Here is a 15071-nt window from a genome sequence, read left to right as displayed (position 1 = left end):
TCAATGAGTCAGTTATTTCCCCGTGGTTTCCGTGTTCATTATTGGCACAGGCATTTAAGACGTGATGTTTTTATTGCGATTGGTCTTGTGCCAGTGGTCGTATTTTCAATCACGATTGTTTTTCGGTTACTTGCTACCATGCCACCTAGTAAAGGGTTAGTCAGCTTCACCAAAGCATTGGTTACACAGGTTGATTGGTTGGCTTTTGTAAATAGTTTGTTACCAGGTCTTTATTTAACTTTGATTGCTATGGTGGTCTTAGTGCTTGGTGCTAGTTATTGGTATTGGAAGACTTATCAATTTCAAGGTTTTTGGGCGACTGTTTTTCGCTTAGAAAGGCTATCCAATTGGCTAATTGCTAATCAATATTATTTGGTCAAGGAAGTTGATGAAAAAGAACACCGTTTGAGTTTCAAGTTGGGTGGTGAGAAAGGTGGTTGGCATTGGTAAAACAAAAAATTAAGCTGCCAAAAGTCAGTTTAAAGAATAATGGCAAGGTTGGTTTTTCAATCTATTTGCCAATGGACGGACAAAAGTATCAAGATCGTTTTCGTGATCGACGTATTTCACAACCTATGTCGGCTATGTTGTTTGCGGACGGTGTGGGAACAAATGATATTTTTGGGTTTAAGTCATTTGACTTTATTTCTAATCCGTTGGGATTACGTTTAGGGTTGTCTGACATGACCATAACAGATCATACGATTGAAATTATGAAAGGGGTGGTTTGGGATTATGAAAAATATCCTCAGGCACTTATTTCTGGTGATACTGGTTCTGGTAAATCATTCTTTTTGTTTAGTTTGCTGAATGGTCTGATTAAAAGTGGTGCGATTGTTGATGTTGCGGATCCAAAAGAGACTGATTTATCAGTGCTTGGTAAAACCGCTTCACTAAAATATCGTGTGACTTATGGTCGTGATCGTATTTTAAAATCGTTTTATCGTTTTTATTTGGAAATGATTAAGCGTGGTCGTGAATATCATGATCTATTGAATGATAATTTAGAAGAAAATGTTGGGAACTATCGTAAGTATGGGTTGAAACCACATTTTTTTGTTTTTGATGAATTTGGTGCGTTTGTTTCGGGTTTGAAATATAACGAAAGTGAAGCGATCCAACAAATTTTGGGACAAATTACGATGTTAGGTCGTCAATTAGGTTACTTTGTAGCGATTGCTATGCAGAAACCAACGGCTGATACGATTGGGAGTGCGTCTCGTGATCAATTCCAGTTCCGTGTGGCACTTGGTAAGATGAAATCTAGTGGACTGTCTATGATGTTCCCTGATGATGTTGACGAAGTGCAGTTTAAGGAACTCTCAAAGAATTTAAAGGGGTGGGGTTATTTAGCAATGACACCAGGGCAAGCCAGATCATTTTTTGCGCCTGTTATTCCTAAAGACTTTGTCCCGTTTAAATATTTTGATGAATTAGGTCAGCAATATCCAGCTGTTCCAATTGAGCCAATGGGTGAGATTAAGGAATTTTTGGATAGTAAAAGCGCTAAATATGTAGAATTGAACTTTTAGTTAGTCCCTATTAGTTATTTGGCAGGTCTAATTTGATTTAGTGATTGTAGGCAGTCGGGGTGCATGAGGCGTTAAGCAAAGCACTTACGGCACGTTGACCCTTTTCAGCCATGGAACAGCTCTGCTGTGGAAAAGGAAGCGCCCAGCTCTGCTGGTGCGCGACTGGTGGCGTTAGAAAAGGGGATTACGTGCCGTTGTGTCTTTGTAGCCGATTGTGCGCTGGATAACGTACAAGCAGTTGTAAAATTCGCCAACCCCCCAAATTACTAATAGGGGGGGTAAATTTACAGAAAAGCCAACAGGCAAAAAGCCCTCATTCTTACGGGGCGTTGATTTACAGCGATTTAATATTCGTGTAAAAACGTCTGTAATAATGACAAATCAATATGAAAAATACGCTTAATTATTAGATTTAATCTAATGAAAGTAGAAAAGAGGTTATTTAAACGATAATTGTTATATCAATATCTTGGTATTCTACCAAATGAATTATATGGCACAACGCATAATACAGGTTATGCGTTTTTATTTGGTCATTTTCTAGACGATCACGTCATTGATACGCGGGTATATCAAGTTGCAGGTGATAAATTACCCCCAGCACTTGCATTGGGGGCTATTGTGGATCCAGAACAGGTCTATCAGAAAGGAGAGGGTGATTGGTACATGACGTTTGCTACAAAGTCTGTTGATGAAAAAATGGATCGTATGCAGATTTGGGACGTTATTTACAAACATGTAAAACATGTCAGAGAAATATTTTAAGTTAGATTATGAAACAACCACGGGTGTTGATTTGGTTGCGTTTCGACAAGAACTCGAATTAACCCAGGCGCAAATGGCTTTATTTTTGAACGTGTCGCGCCCCACTTACATCAATAAAATTGAACGTAGTGATGAGGTGATTGCCAGATTATTAAATGCAGATCAACGGCATACGCTGAGAGTGTTGTTGAATGCAGACGGCATGAGCTTATGGCTGGATTATCTAAGTATTTCGTTTAAAATGCGTACTGCGGAATGGCTAGTAAAAACGCTTTTACAGTCAGGATATGACTTATTTATTCGACGTGACGGCGGACGTTTTGGCTATTCAATTACCTACGCTTTTGCAGGTCAAGCATTTATCACGGTGTATGGCAAAAAAGACGCGCCAGAAAGTTTGATCACAGTATCAGGGCAAGGCATACGTATCTTGGAAAATATGCTCATGCAACAAGATAGAAATATTTTTGGTTTTCTAAGCTTTGCTTTGGATAACGGTGGTCATGTGACACGAATTGATTATGCTTTTAACGATATGGAACGAATTTTTAACATTTTTGATCTCTACAAGATTGTTGAAGCAAAACGCTACACGCAAAAATTTAGAAGTGAGCCAACCTTTATTGGTAATGGTCAATCAGGTGGTGCAACCATGTATTTTGGTTCCCGAAGTGGTCAAGTTTTCTTTCGTTTTTATGAAAAAGACAAGGAACAGGCAACTAAAAGACATATTCCGCATGAAGAAATTGGCATAAAAAATCGTTATGAAATTGAATTAAAGCAGGATCGTGCGCAAACACTAGCCCAGCACCTTGTCGAAAAACGTAAAGTCGGACCCGAATTATTTGCCTACTTTCAAGAATACGTTAGATTCTATGATGTGCCCGTTGATAAAATGGCGCAGAAAGAGATCGATAAGTTACAGCAATGGGCGCCATGGCGTGCCTTTTTGCAACAGGCTAGTGTGGTTGAGTATGTTGCTCAACCAGTCGATTTATCTATGGCGCGTTCGCTTGATTGGTTTATTACACAAGTTGCACCAACGTTAAAAGCCTTGATCCTATATTTTGGTCAAGAAACGATAGATGAAATTATTGATGACGCAGAATTAAGTCCGCGTCAAAAGAAATTGTTATCAGTTGCCGAAAAGGTCAACTTACCTTTTTAAAAGTTAAAAATTGGAGGACACACAGATGTCAGAACAAGGAACACAATTCAAAAAAGCACTTAGCGCTACTGCAACCGAAGCCCTTAACTTCAAGGCATTGTCAAAAATTGAAGATGGTAATTTGTATGCTGCCGTGAACAAAGCTAAGGAAATCATGGAAAATGATCCAAAGTGGAGTGATTTAATTGGTGATGACTTATCTAGCCTACGTCGTAACTTGTCTGTATTGAACAAGCAATATAAGTCGTTGCCAAAGGTGGCGGATAACGTCATCAATTTGGTAGAAGAAATTACGCAAAAAGTAGATCGGTTTGGGGGTATGTAAAATTTGTGTTTGATAAGTTAAAGTCAATCAAAAAGGGTTATGTCAAGTCTCGTGATAAGCCAGACCAATCATTGCCTTATGCCAAAGTCCAAAAACGGGGCAAATGGATTAGGCGTTTTGTTAAAATTGCCCTGGTGTTAGTTGGTTTGAGTGGTGCAGTTGCTTTTATTAAAGCTAGTAATGTGAGTCAAACTAATCATAAGTTGATTGCTAAGATGAAAACGTATGATGACAAGCTAGAAAAAGCTAGTATGGGACAAAGTGTTTATTCACCTAGTCTTAATCGTTATGCGCAAGGTTTTTTTCAAACCTATTTCACGCAGTCAGATAATGATGATGATAAGCAAAAACGTTTGAAAGCCTTAAAAAAGTATTTTGCCACTAATATCAGTAGCACAATTTATGATAATCAGGACTCGCAAAAAGAGACGTATGTGGGATCCAGATTATTAAATACGTTTACCAAAAATGACGTGAAGATTGCACAGTATCAAGTTGGCTATACGGTTGGCAACGATAAAAATACAATTATTCGCGTTTTTAATTTGCCTTTTGCTCAAAAAGCAGGGCAGTACACTGTTTTGGCGTTACCTTATGCCACAACCGAACAAGATATTGTCGGACATGTTGGCAAGATTGATCAAGATGATACCAATAATGCCACGTTGGCAAGCAGTGATAAGGTTCAAAAGTTTGTACAAGCCTTTAGTGAGAAGTATGTGAGTTCAAAAGCTAGTGATATGTCCTTAATCATGAAAGAGCCAGAGGGACTAGAGGGACAATACGCCGTTAAGAGTATTAATCAAGTCAACGTTTCAGGTTCTCAGAATAGCATGAGCATTAAGTATCTTTTGACACTAACCGATACAGAAACAAAGCTTGAACATTCAGAACAGATTACCTTGACCGTTTCGCCAAAGGGATCAACCTATTATGTCGTTAAGATGATCCACACACAAGGCGGTCTATTAAATTAAGAGGAGGTTATGATGAAAGCAATCGTAACAAATTTTATGTTTCAAATTCCCACGGGATCTATTAGCTTTACGGGTCTTCAATCAGAAGTAGCTGGTTGGGTATCAGCGTTTATTGCAATGGGTATTATGTATTTAGTTGTCAGACACTTTATTAAAGGGTCAATTGGACAAATAATAGTCAGCCTTGCTGTTGGTGGTTTGGTCTACTTCGTTGTTAAAAGTCCAGATACTGTCCTTAATTCTATTGGTGGTATCTTTAAAAATATATTTGGTTAATATGGCAGAAGTTTATAACTATCAAAAAGCCTTGAAGCAAGATATTGTCATTCGCAAAATTTCAGATGAATATAGCCTACCTGTTGGGATTAGTTTGAAGCCAGCAGTTATATTTTTCGCTTCAGTTGTGGTGATTTATCTTATTTTTCACGTACCATTGCAAGCCTTTTATCATGCTAACTCTGACTTAGGTAAATTAGTTGATGTGGGCGCATATATTGCGATGCCTGTTGGGATTGTCTCTTTATCAAACAGAGTTAAGCCTGACGGATTAGGATTAGTGCAGTATGCTATTTCAATTGCGACATTTGGTATTAAAAGAATACTTAATCGAACGGTTTATTATCATGATCGTGTCTTGCCAACTGGCTATTTTGAAGTTAGTCACATGGCGGACACGCCAGTCATTATAGAGTCAAATCAAGAAATTAGAAAGGCAGAAGACAACTAAACATTAGTTGTCTTTGGGATTAGAAATGGTCAACAAGTTAGTGTATTTAATCTTTATAGCAGTGACATGGTTGGTTTATGTTGGTTTTACATTACCGATTTTGTTACTCTTTATGAGTTTTGGTCAATCATGTCACGTTGCAATGATAATCGCTACTGTGATGACCATTTTATTTATTTTAGTACAGCGAACATTTAGAGGTTTGCATTTAATCAATCGTCTTCAAGACGATACGGCAGACATTGAGACAAGACTGCAATTAGCCAATGGTTATTTTCAAAAATCTATGAAGCAAGTAAACAAGCAAAATCGACATCAAGCTAAAGTTTATTGTAAGCAGTTGAAACAATATCAACATCAATTAAAAGCGTATCAAAAAAATCAAAAGTCGTGATTGACGTTGAAAATCAGAAAGGATAGAGATAAAAAATATAGCTCTTTATATTTAAGTTCATTATGGAAAATTCAAAAACATACAAGTTGTATAAGTCGGGTAAGTTGTGGGTAATCGGAGCTGTTGCGGTAGCTGGTGTTGCTGTGAGTGCTAATACCACACAAGTAAGCGCTGATACAGTTTCAAACACTGACGCACAAGCCGTAAAAACGTCTGACACAGCGCAAGATGATAAGCAAGTGCAATTGACTGCTTCATCAACTGATCAGACTAAAACTGATGATACGGCTAAGGCTGATACCGTTTCATCAACTGCTGAAAAAAGCACTGTGCCAACAACTGCTGGTTCAAATGTGACACAAGACCAGGCAAAAGATAGTGTTGATAAGGCACAAGATACTGTTAAGGATGACGCAGATACAGCTTCAAAGGCTGGCGTTGATGTGACGACTGGTCAGACAACTGATGTCACAATCAATGATGACAACGCTTCATCAAAAACAGATGAAGTGCTATCTGACTTGAATAAGCAAGACCAAGCGGTTAAAGACGCTACGGCAAAGCAACAAGCTAATGATCAAGCTTATGACAAGGCAACAACGGATCAAAAATACGCTACTACCCAGGGACAAGCTGATTTAGACCAGGCAACGTCAGACCTTGATAGTCAAATTGATACTAGTGAAAAAGCTGGTATTAAAGTCAACGTTGAAGTCGCACAATCTTCACCTGAATATAAGGACTTGTCTGGATTAGAGGGTCAAGATTTGTTAGACGCAATGGCTTATAACATTAACCTGTATAAGCAAGCAATCGCAGACGGTGTGGCAAGTGAAAAAGCTGATACTGAAACATTGGCTAAGTTGACGGCAGAATACCAACAAAAGCAAGCCGATTATGCTAAAGCTAATGCTGATCATGATGAAGCGGTTAAACAGGGCGAAACTGATTTGAATAATGCAACATCAGACCTTGATAAGCAGGTTGAGGCAAGTAAAAATACAGGGCTTGATGTGAGCGTTGAAATCTCAAAGGTTTCACCAAAATACAAAGATTTGACTGGATTAGAGGGTCAAGATTTGTTAGACACAATGGCTTATAACCTTGATTTGTATAAACAAGCAGTTGCCAGCGGTGTCGCTAGTGACAAGGCTGATCAAGCCACACTCGTTAAATTGACGGCTGAATATCAAAAGCAAGTTGCAGATTATGAAGCACAAAAGGCAGCAGTTGATAAGGCAAATGCTGATAAAAAAGCAGTCTATGAAAAAGCGCTTGAAGACTATATGAATGGGACTAACCATACGACAAGCATGACAGCCCAAACGCAAACTGACGCTTCATCTGGTCAATATCAAACCTTTATGAATGCCACTGTTGATCAAAAAACAGGTGAGTTTACGTTGGAACACGATATGAACGACGGTGTGCATATCATTGGTCATGGTGTTTTGAAAGGTAACATCAATTGGAAGATTGTTTCAAATGGTGACGGCACAGAAACCGTGACGATTTCATCAATTGAATTGTATTCATATACGTATACTAATGCTTATCAAAACCAAGCGGTTAACCAAAATATCAACTTCCACGTCTATGACAATGACGGCAACGAGCTATTTTCGGTTTACCATGACGGCAACACGACATTTTCAAAGACAATCAATAAGACCGCTCAAATTAACAAGACTTTCAAAATCTCACCAAATGAGACTAGTCCTTTGACACAGGTATTGGTTGTTGATGATAACTGGATCTGGAATACGCATGGTCAAGTTTCAACGCAAATTAAGAATACTAACGTAGCGCCAAAGGTACCTACTTATGAACAGGATCCAGTGAAGCCTACGGCACCAAAAGCAACGGTTCATCATGTACAAGTTGTGGCACCTGAAAAGGGACAAGAACCTGCTGTACCAGTTGCCAGTGTTAAAAAGGTAACGGTTGCGGATATGCCAAATGCTGATAAGCCACAACCACAAAAGGTTGAGGTGCATTATTACAACATTAAGAAGACACCGAAAGTTGAGAAGACAGCCACACCAGAAACACCAAAGGCAGTTGAAACGGCAAGCATTTTGCCACATACCAATGCTAATGAGCAAGGTAGTGGGGCAGTGTTAGGATTTATGGCAACTATTGCTAGTCTTGGTTTGCTTGGTGCAATCAGTAAAAAGTTTAAGAAACAAAACTAATTAGATTAACTGCTGGTCGTGACGTTATCACAGAATATAACCAAATGGGGTGTGAAGCTAAATTGTAAAGGAGACTGTTATGTCAGTTATTGAAAATCGAGAAGTGAAGAAACGTCTCAATTATTTACAGTCACAATTAGACTTAGTGGACTCTGCTGTTGGCACGCTACCAATTTTAGTCGCTAGCGTTGAAAATGAGCGTACGATGGCGCAATTTGATGAAGCAATGAGTCAATTTAAGACTGATTTACAGAAATTGTATCGTGACTTGTCAGTGTTTAATGATATTAAATTTTAAGAAATGGAAGTATAAGAAATGCAGAAACAACTTTTAATCGCAGGTTCAGTGCTTGGTGCTTTAGCATTAGGTCATCAAGCAGTCAACGCTGATACTGTAACAACAGCGACTGATACTAGTACAGCACAATCAGTACAAGCGACTACTAATGTATTGCCACAAGTCAAGGCAGTTGCCTTAACGGCTAGTGTTAATCCAGTGGCAAGTGCGACATCATCAAGTGATGATTTTGGCGATAATGATGATAGTAATTTGCCGGGTGGTGACACAGGTTCAAGCTCATCATCTGATAATGGTAGCTCAAATTCATCAAGTGACAATAGTGGCACTGATACACCAACGCCAACACCAGGTGATGATAATGACAACGGTTCAACACTGCCAGATGATAATAGTGGCTCGTCATCAGACAATGGTGGATCAAGTTCATCATCAGATAATGGTAGTTCTAGTTCGTCAACTGATAATGGTGGTTCATCATCAGATAACGGTGAATCAAGTTCATCATCAGACAATGGTGGTTCAAATTCATCAAGTGATCAAGGTGGCTCATCAAATAATGGTGGGACAGATAACTCAAATGCTGGTGGATCAAGTTCATCAAACGACACCAACACAGTACCTTTGACACCGACAACACCTGATAAGAATGATCAGGGTGAAATCAATCATGTTAAACCAGTTGAAGTAACGCCTGATAGCTCTGGTAATGTTGTTTCAGTCCCAACACAAGTCGCTAGTGTTCTTAGTGTCGCCCGTGCTGTTGAAGCTTATAATCAAGTGTTAACAGCTAATGATAAGGACGCTAGCAATGATAAGGTAGTTGAAGCAAAGCAAAAGCTAGATGACGCTGTTGCCAAAGCCTTACCAGAAACACATGCAACACAAACAAAATCATCAATTGGCATTTTAAGTGCTGTTTCAGGCGTTTTAGCAATGACAGGCGCATTGATATTCAAACATTTTAAAAATTGAGGAGTTCGCACCTAAAGGGGGTGTTTTTTTAATGATTAAGTTTAGTGAAATTAAAATATTTGTTGGCGCTGTAAATGTACCGTCTCTTGGTCAATGGTTTACCTTGCCTGTGTCACCTAGTCGGGTAACACAAGTTTTAACCGAAAAAGGCGCGATTGGATCAGGAACTGGTAACGAAGAAATCATGATCAGTGATTATGAAGCACCATTTAAAATAGATCCTTATGAGTCGATTGTTAAGCTAAATAACATGGTTGAGAGTGCCAAAAGAGCGGTTGAAAATGGTGTTGATGAGCAAACTTTAGCTGATTTATATGATCAAGGGTTAGTTTTACTTGATAATCAGATTGACAGCCAAGTTGAAAATTTAACAATTATCAAAGCAGAAGATGAAGATGACTTAGCCAACGAAGTGATCGCAAGGCGTGGTGGTGTTGGTCAACTATCCAATGATGAGATTGAGACCTATTTTGACTTTAAGAAGTACGGACATGATCTGATTTTGGGTGGTGGTTTCACGAAGCTACCTCATGGCGATTATGTAGAGTTGTAGTGTTAGTTGCAGAATTTAAAGCGATTTATAATGCTTATCTCTATGATCTTAATGTCACTGATATTAAGTGGACGTATCTCAAAACTACCCTTGAATTGCGCTATTTTGATGCGAATGGCTTAATTCAAATCAGGTGGCGCATAAAGAATGGTTTTGTGTTGGAAGATACAAAAAAAGTGATTGTTTATTAGGAAATTAAAAAAGCCACTACTTGTGTGATGGTAGTGACAAGTTAGGTAGGAAAATAATACTAAAAAAATTATATTTTAGTATAGGAGATTTTCAGAGAGTAATTGGGCTACCTAGCCTGTGTATATTATAACTCTACTAAGAAATTAATTGACTACAAAGCCTAGGCTTTGTAGGTACATAACAAATAAAAAAACAAGGAGACATCAATGAAACTAGCAGTACCATTTAAAGCCGTTAAAGATAATATTTTATTAACCCACGACAATGAAGCCTGGGCATATTTCAATATTGAAGCACTAAGTATTTCAGATAATGATGAGGCCGGCATTTCCAAACGACAAACACAATTGAGTCTGTTATTTGATCGGCTCGCTGATTTTGAAGATTTTGAATTGCGTCTTTATAATCGTGATTTGGATTTGGTTAATCGTTATAAAGAATTACAACCCTCTTTAGCAACAGATATGGGTGAGACACCCGTTCAAATGATTGTAGATGAAATTAGTGCCATTACCGCTACTGGTGTGTCACAGACAATTGAGCGATTTGTTTTGGGTATCAAATTACATAATCAAAATTCTGGTAAAGTGATTAAACAAGCCACTAATGCTATGAATAACTTTGTAGATGAGCTGGCTGGGTGGTTTAATTATGAAAAGCCATTTGATGAAAAACTGTTTGATGACTTTAGACCTAGTGAAAAACAAGCTTATGAAAAAGTTGGCTATTTGGATCATACAAGACGTTTAACGACTGATGAATTAGTTCATTTAATGCGTAATAATTTTATCCAGGGACAGCTCCATGATTTTAGAAAAGTCGGACAAGAACGTGATATTTTCAAATTAAGTGATACTGTGATTGATGACGGGGCAGTGAGTGGCTACGTTAAATTGGTTAATGATGACAATGTGCGCTATGTTGCCAAATTAGTGTTATCGACAACGCCAGAAAATATCACTGGTTTTCATTTATTTCGTTTGGTACAAAATATGAATTATCCAATCGACATCAATTTGAAAGCCCATTATTATAAGTCAGAGGGTATCTATGGCTTAGCAACTCGTGCTGGTCAATCGTTAAAGACTGCAAATAATAATGTGAAAGAGCGTTATCAAGCGGAGGGATTTTCTTCTAGTAAAGATGATAAAACGATTGAAATTGCCGAAGTGCTAAATGATCATATTTCAGAAAATAAAAATTTCTTTTCCACCTTAGTCACGTTTACGGTATCAGCGGAAGATATTGAAACCCTACATGATCGTGTTGCTAATTTAATAGAATCATTTAGGAGTATTGACGTGAATATTGTGAAGCCAATCGGTGAACAAAAACGTCTTTTCTATTATGATTTAATGGGTTCTGATGTGTCCCAAAACCGCTATTGGGTGCAATTATTGACCAGTGAGGGTATTGGTGAGCTGTTGTTTGCCGTCAATCAACAAGTTGGTAGTAACATTGGCTTTTATATTGGACGTGGTGCGCCAAAAACAGTTGCCAATAGTACCCAGGACGCATTAGACAGTTCAAAGCGTTTGGTCTTTTTTAATCCGTTGATTACCAACGAAATTTTAGACGGATCGACTAGCACAACCAGCCCTAATATTATGATTACGGGTAAAACAGGTAGAGGAAAGTCTTACCTCACTAAAATTATTTTGAAAATTATTCAACTTTCAAATGCCAAAGCAATCTACTTTGATCCTAAGCAGGAAATGCGTAAATGGTATTCAGCGGTATTAAATGATCAGACCTTTAAAGAAGACTATCCAGATGAATATACATTATTGAATAATGTGCGTTTTGTGACACTTGATGTTTCTGATAAAACAAACTATGGTGTTTTAGATCCTTTCATTGTGATTGATGTGAGTGGTACAGCAGGACAAACGCAATCTAACCAGGAAAATTTGAAAGCAACTGTGACAGAAATTTTTAAACAAATTTACCGTGATTATGGTTCCTTAATTCGTGAAACAGAATTAGATCTAGCCATTGATAAAATTATTCAAAAGCGACAAGCTGGTGAAACGGTTGGTATGTTAGATGTCATTGAAGAATTAGCCCAGAATGAAGATGATGATGTGAAACATTTAGCCAAGTTTTTATCAGGTAAAGTTACTCGTAGCTCATTATCTCTAGTATTTTCACATGGTGAAAGTGAGGGCTTGAAGTTAAAAAATCGGATTACTATTCTTGAAACAGCAGGATTGACACTGCCACAACATGACAAATCGACACATGATTACACCGAATTTGAGGTGGCAAGCATGATTGTAATGACGGTGTTAGGGGTCTTTAGTCGGACGTTTGCAACACGGGATTATGATGAAAAAACGGTTGAAATATTTGATGAAGCATGGACGTTTACAACGTCTGATATTGGTAGTCGTATTTTTAATGAAATGGCACGTATTGGACGTTCTGCCAATAACTTGTTAATTCCAGTGACACAATCAGTTCATGATGTTAAAAGTGATAATTTTGGCGTTTTATTTGCCTTTGATGAGGATAAGGAACAGCCAGATATTTTACAACATGTTGGTTTGCCAGTTAATGATGACAACATCAAAGAATTAGGCAATATGGTCATGGGACAGTGTTTCATGAAAGATATTTATGGACGAGTTGAAAAGATAACGGTTGATGAGCCATTGGTTGCTATGCAACGTGCCTATCAGACAGTTAAAGCTGGTGACACGGCACAAGCTGAAAAAGCTTATCGCTAGTTGACAAAATCTTTTTATAAACATATACTATATATACGGTATATTCCATATATCCCGTAAGGAGGTATCAAAATGATGAAAGTTAAAGCGCGAGAAGTTGGACATTCGACTGTTGTGTCTGTTCCTAAAAGCTTTGGAATTGAAACTGGTAAAGAATATACAGTTGCCATTGATAATTTAGGGACAATCACATTTGAACCAATTGATGTTAATCCATTTGCGCAAATGGCAACTGGTGAATTATATCAAGAGAATAAAGATATTTTGGTAGATGACTATGCAAAGGGATTAGAAAATGTTGAGTATTAAACAGGGGTCTATTGCGTTTATAGACGCTGAACCACATGCGGGTAAAGAGTATGGGGGACATGACACGACAACAGGTAATATTAGGCGTCCTGTGATTGTGATTAGTGGGAATGACTTTAACCGTGTTTCTGGTAGTTTTGTGATGGTTTTCCCGATAACTTCACAGGATAAAAGCAGAAATCCACTGGCTTTTCCAATTCTGACAAATGTGCAAGAAGGTGGAATAAAGGGCTATATCATGGCAACTCAGATTTTGGGTTATGATTTTGAAGCTCGTCATGGGGAAGTTGTCGGTGAGCTCGATCCAGGAACAACTAGAAAGTTAGCAAAAATTGCGCAAGCGATGTTTAAATGATTTACTTTAAAAAGTAGCGTGTATGTTAAAAGAGAACAGTCGATAGTTAAGTTAAGTGGTGGCTATTCTTTCAACAGAAAAGAGGTGGTGCTTATGGTGTAAAACCTATAAACACGAACTCTAGGAAAGGAAAAGCCTGGTGTCTGTTTCAGACGCTTTACAGCTCATGTTTATGTTTGGCACTTTTATAGTTGCCTTACTAGCATTGGTTGTTGAGTTGATTAAAAGTCAACAAAAAAAGTAACCACTTCAACTTTTGACCGAGTTGCGGTTACTTAAAAAATAAATAATCGGAATAGTCACTGCTTAGCAGGCTATTGATGTTAAAGGGAGTAGTTCGAGCTACTTCCTTTTTCTATATCCAATTATAACATGATGATTGAAATGATGAAAGGAAAACACATGCAAATCAAATTTTGTCGGAAGCTGATTATTTTGGCTTCTTTTTTGTTTGTTTTAGGCTTTGCACAAACGCAAGTGTCCGCAGATGATAGCAGTAGTTCAAGTAGCACGTTAGTTAATCAAGATACGCTTAATGCCATTGATGACGCTACTAAACAGGCAGATAAAGCTGTTGGCGAAGTCGTTAAGGACGCAGAGAAAAAGTCGGGTGATACAAATACCACAGATACCTCATTTAAAGCCAGTGACGCACAAGACATCAATAAGTTGAATGACTCACTATTTTCATGGCAACCCTATTCAGAAAAAATTGGTGTCACAGACTTAGCCAATAATACGGGTATGGGCTTAGCTAAGTTCTTTTGGTATTTGAATACCTTGATTTATCAAATCAATGATGAGTTATTGAGTGCCTTATCAAATGACGGTAATTTATCAAAAGCCTTTACACAAGCCCAGAATGCTGTTTCAGGTAAAGTAAAATCTATTTTTGATCAAGGTAAGTTGTTGTTTGGTGGATTAGCTATTATTGTCTTAGCAATTACGGGGTTCATGCACTTTGCTAGTGGGCGTACGTCATCAGCGGTTCGAATGGTGGTTAATTTTGTTGGTATTTTATTAGTCGCTACGCTTTGGTATGGCAATGGTAATGAGTTATTTAATCAAATTAATAGTGCTAGTGACGCAGGACAAGCGCAAATGTTAAAGGTCATTGGCAATAGTAATGATAATGTTAAACCAGGTGACACGTTAAGAGTGGGTTATTTTGAGCGATCAATTGAACGCCCTTATTTCTTGATGAATTATGGCAAAGCAACTGCGAATGATGTTATAAAAAAATTAAATCAAAATCCTTATCAGTTTATTTCTACTAACACTAATCGTAATGAAGATAAGGTTCAGTCTACGGTTACACAAATAAAAAGTAAAGTTCCGGCATTGAGTAAGAGTAATTCATTTAACAAGGCAGGTATGAGTCTAGTTGCAATCGTGGTATCAATTGTTAATGCTATTCCTTATGATGCAGTGTGCTCATAAGTCAATAATTCGGACTATTTTTTATCTAGGGCTGAACTGATTAGGCTACTTTTATTTTTGGATTGGCAAGACTGATTCTTTCGTTGTTGAACCAATGAATATACTTGGACACATCTAAAATTAGATGTGCAATCGAT

Annotated in this window: 18 protein-coding genes and 1 pseudogene; all 19 read left to right on the top strand. The window is 37.8% G+C overall.

Going from position 1 to position 15071, the window contains the following annotated elements:
* The first annotated feature begins 3 nt into the window (after positions 1–3).
* Positions 4–450 (top strand): hypothetical protein, encoded by a 447-nt coding sequence (locus tag IEU71_RS02595; protein WP_004914532.1) that lies wholly within the window; start codon positions 4–6, stop codon positions 448–450.
* Positions 444–1532 (top strand): P-loop NTPase family protein, encoded by a 1089-nt coding sequence (locus IEU71_RS02590; RefSeq protein ID WP_004914529.1) that lies wholly within the window; start codon positions 444–446, stop codon positions 1530–1532. Before IEU71_RS02595 ends, IEU71_RS02590 begins: the two co-directional genes overlap by 7 nt.
* A 453-nt stretch (positions 1533–1985) precedes the next feature.
* The gene (locus tag IEU71_RS02585; RefSeq protein WP_004914526.1) at positions 1986–2297 is read left to right on the top strand and encodes a hypothetical protein; all 312 of its coding nucleotides are present in this window, start codon (positions 1986–1988) and stop codon (positions 2295–2297) included.
* Positions 2278–3465: a replication initiation factor domain-containing protein gene (locus IEU71_RS02580; protein ID WP_004914523.1), complete on the top strand. Its 1188-nt coding sequence runs from the start codon at positions 2278–2280 to the stop codon at positions 3463–3465. Before IEU71_RS02585 ends, IEU71_RS02580 begins: the two co-directional genes overlap by 20 nt.
* A 25-nt stretch (positions 3466–3490) precedes the next feature.
* The gene (locus IEU71_RS02575) at positions 3491–3790 is read left to right on the top strand and encodes a hypothetical protein (protein ID WP_004914521.1); all 300 of its coding nucleotides are present in this window, start codon (positions 3491–3493) and stop codon (positions 3788–3790) included.
* Between the two features lie 5 nt (positions 3791–3795).
* On the top strand, positions 3796–4767 hold the full coding sequence (locus IEU71_RS02570; protein WP_004914519.1) for a conjugal transfer protein: 972 nt from the start codon (positions 3796–3798) through the stop codon (positions 4765–4767).
* Positions 4768–4779: 12 nt separating this feature from the next.
* Complete coding sequence (locus IEU71_RS02565; RefSeq protein WP_002816178.1) at positions 4780–5043, top strand: TcpD family membrane protein; 264 nt, start codon at positions 4780–4782, stop codon at positions 5041–5043.
* Position 5044: 1 nt separating this feature from the next.
* Positions 5045–5494 (top strand): TcpE family conjugal transfer membrane protein, encoded by a 450-nt coding sequence (locus tag IEU71_RS02560; RefSeq protein WP_004914516.1) that lies wholly within the window; start codon positions 5045–5047, stop codon positions 5492–5494.
* Between the two features lie 25 nt (positions 5495–5519).
* A complete protein-coding gene (locus tag IEU71_RS10135; RefSeq protein ID WP_004914512.1) occupies positions 5520–5888 on the top strand; it encodes a hypothetical protein in 369 nt (122 codons plus the stop codon).
* 62 nt (positions 5889–5950) lie between these two features.
* Positions 5951–8083 carry a KxYKxGKxW signal peptide domain-containing protein gene (locus IEU71_RS02550; RefSeq protein ID WP_004914508.1) on the top strand — a complete coding sequence of 711 codons (2133 nt, stop codon included), beginning with the start codon at positions 5951–5953 and terminating at the stop codon, positions 8081–8083.
* Positions 8084–8162: 79 nt separating this feature from the next.
* Complete coding sequence (locus tag IEU71_RS02545; RefSeq protein WP_004914506.1) at positions 8163–8381, top strand: hypothetical protein; 219 nt, start codon at positions 8163–8165, stop codon at positions 8379–8381.
* 18 nt (positions 8382–8399) lie between these two features.
* On the top strand, positions 8400–9356 hold the full coding sequence (gene uasX, locus IEU71_RS02540) for a serine-rich aggregation substance UasX (RefSeq protein ID WP_004914503.1): 957 nt from the start codon (positions 8400–8402) through the stop codon (positions 9354–9356).
* A 31-nt stretch (positions 9357–9387) separates the two neighbouring features.
* The gene (locus IEU71_RS02535) at positions 9388–9909 is read left to right on the top strand and encodes an antirestriction protein ArdA (protein WP_004914501.1); all 522 of its coding nucleotides are present in this window, start codon (positions 9388–9390) and stop codon (positions 9907–9909) included.
* Entirely contained in the window at positions 9909–10100 is a 192-nt protein-coding gene (locus tag IEU71_RS02530; protein WP_004903368.1) for a hypothetical protein, read from the top strand. Before IEU71_RS02535 ends, IEU71_RS02530 begins: the two co-directional genes overlap by 1 nt.
* A gap of 207 nt (positions 10101–10307) precedes the next feature.
* Complete coding sequence (locus IEU71_RS02525) at positions 10308–12830, top strand: ATP-binding protein (RefSeq protein WP_004914498.1); 2523 nt, start codon at positions 10308–10310, stop codon at positions 12828–12830.
* 72 nt (positions 12831–12902) lie between these two features.
* Positions 12903–13139, top strand: a complete 237-nt coding sequence (gene mazE, locus IEU71_RS02520) for a type II toxin-antitoxin system PemI/MazE family antitoxin (RefSeq protein ID WP_004914496.1) — start codon at positions 12903–12905, stop codon at positions 13137–13139.
* Positions 13126–13494: a type II toxin-antitoxin system PemK/MazF family toxin gene (locus IEU71_RS02515; protein ID WP_004914493.1), complete on the top strand. Its 369-nt coding sequence runs from the start codon at positions 13126–13128 to the stop codon at positions 13492–13494. Before mazE ends, IEU71_RS02515 begins: the two co-directional genes overlap by 14 nt.
* Positions 13495–13633: 139 nt before the next feature.
* Complete coding sequence (locus tag IEU71_RS02510) at positions 13634–13738, top strand: putative holin-like toxin (RefSeq protein ID WP_004903361.1); 105 nt, start codon at positions 13634–13636, stop codon at positions 13736–13738.
* A 158-nt stretch (positions 13739–13896) separates the two neighbouring features.
* Positions 13897–14925: pseudogene (locus IEU71_RS02505) on the top strand (CD3337/EF1877 family mobilome membrane protein); the annotation flags it as partial.
* Positions 14926–15071 lie beyond the last annotated feature (146 nt).

This window comes from Leuconostoc falkenbergense, assembly GCF_014634805.1.
Taxonomy (GTDB): Bacteria; Bacillota; Bacilli; order Lactobacillales; family Lactobacillaceae; genus Leuconostoc; species Leuconostoc falkenbergense.
The sequence above is the reverse complement of the archived record's forward strand: the minus strand, read 5'-3'. Positions and strand labels throughout refer to the sequence as shown.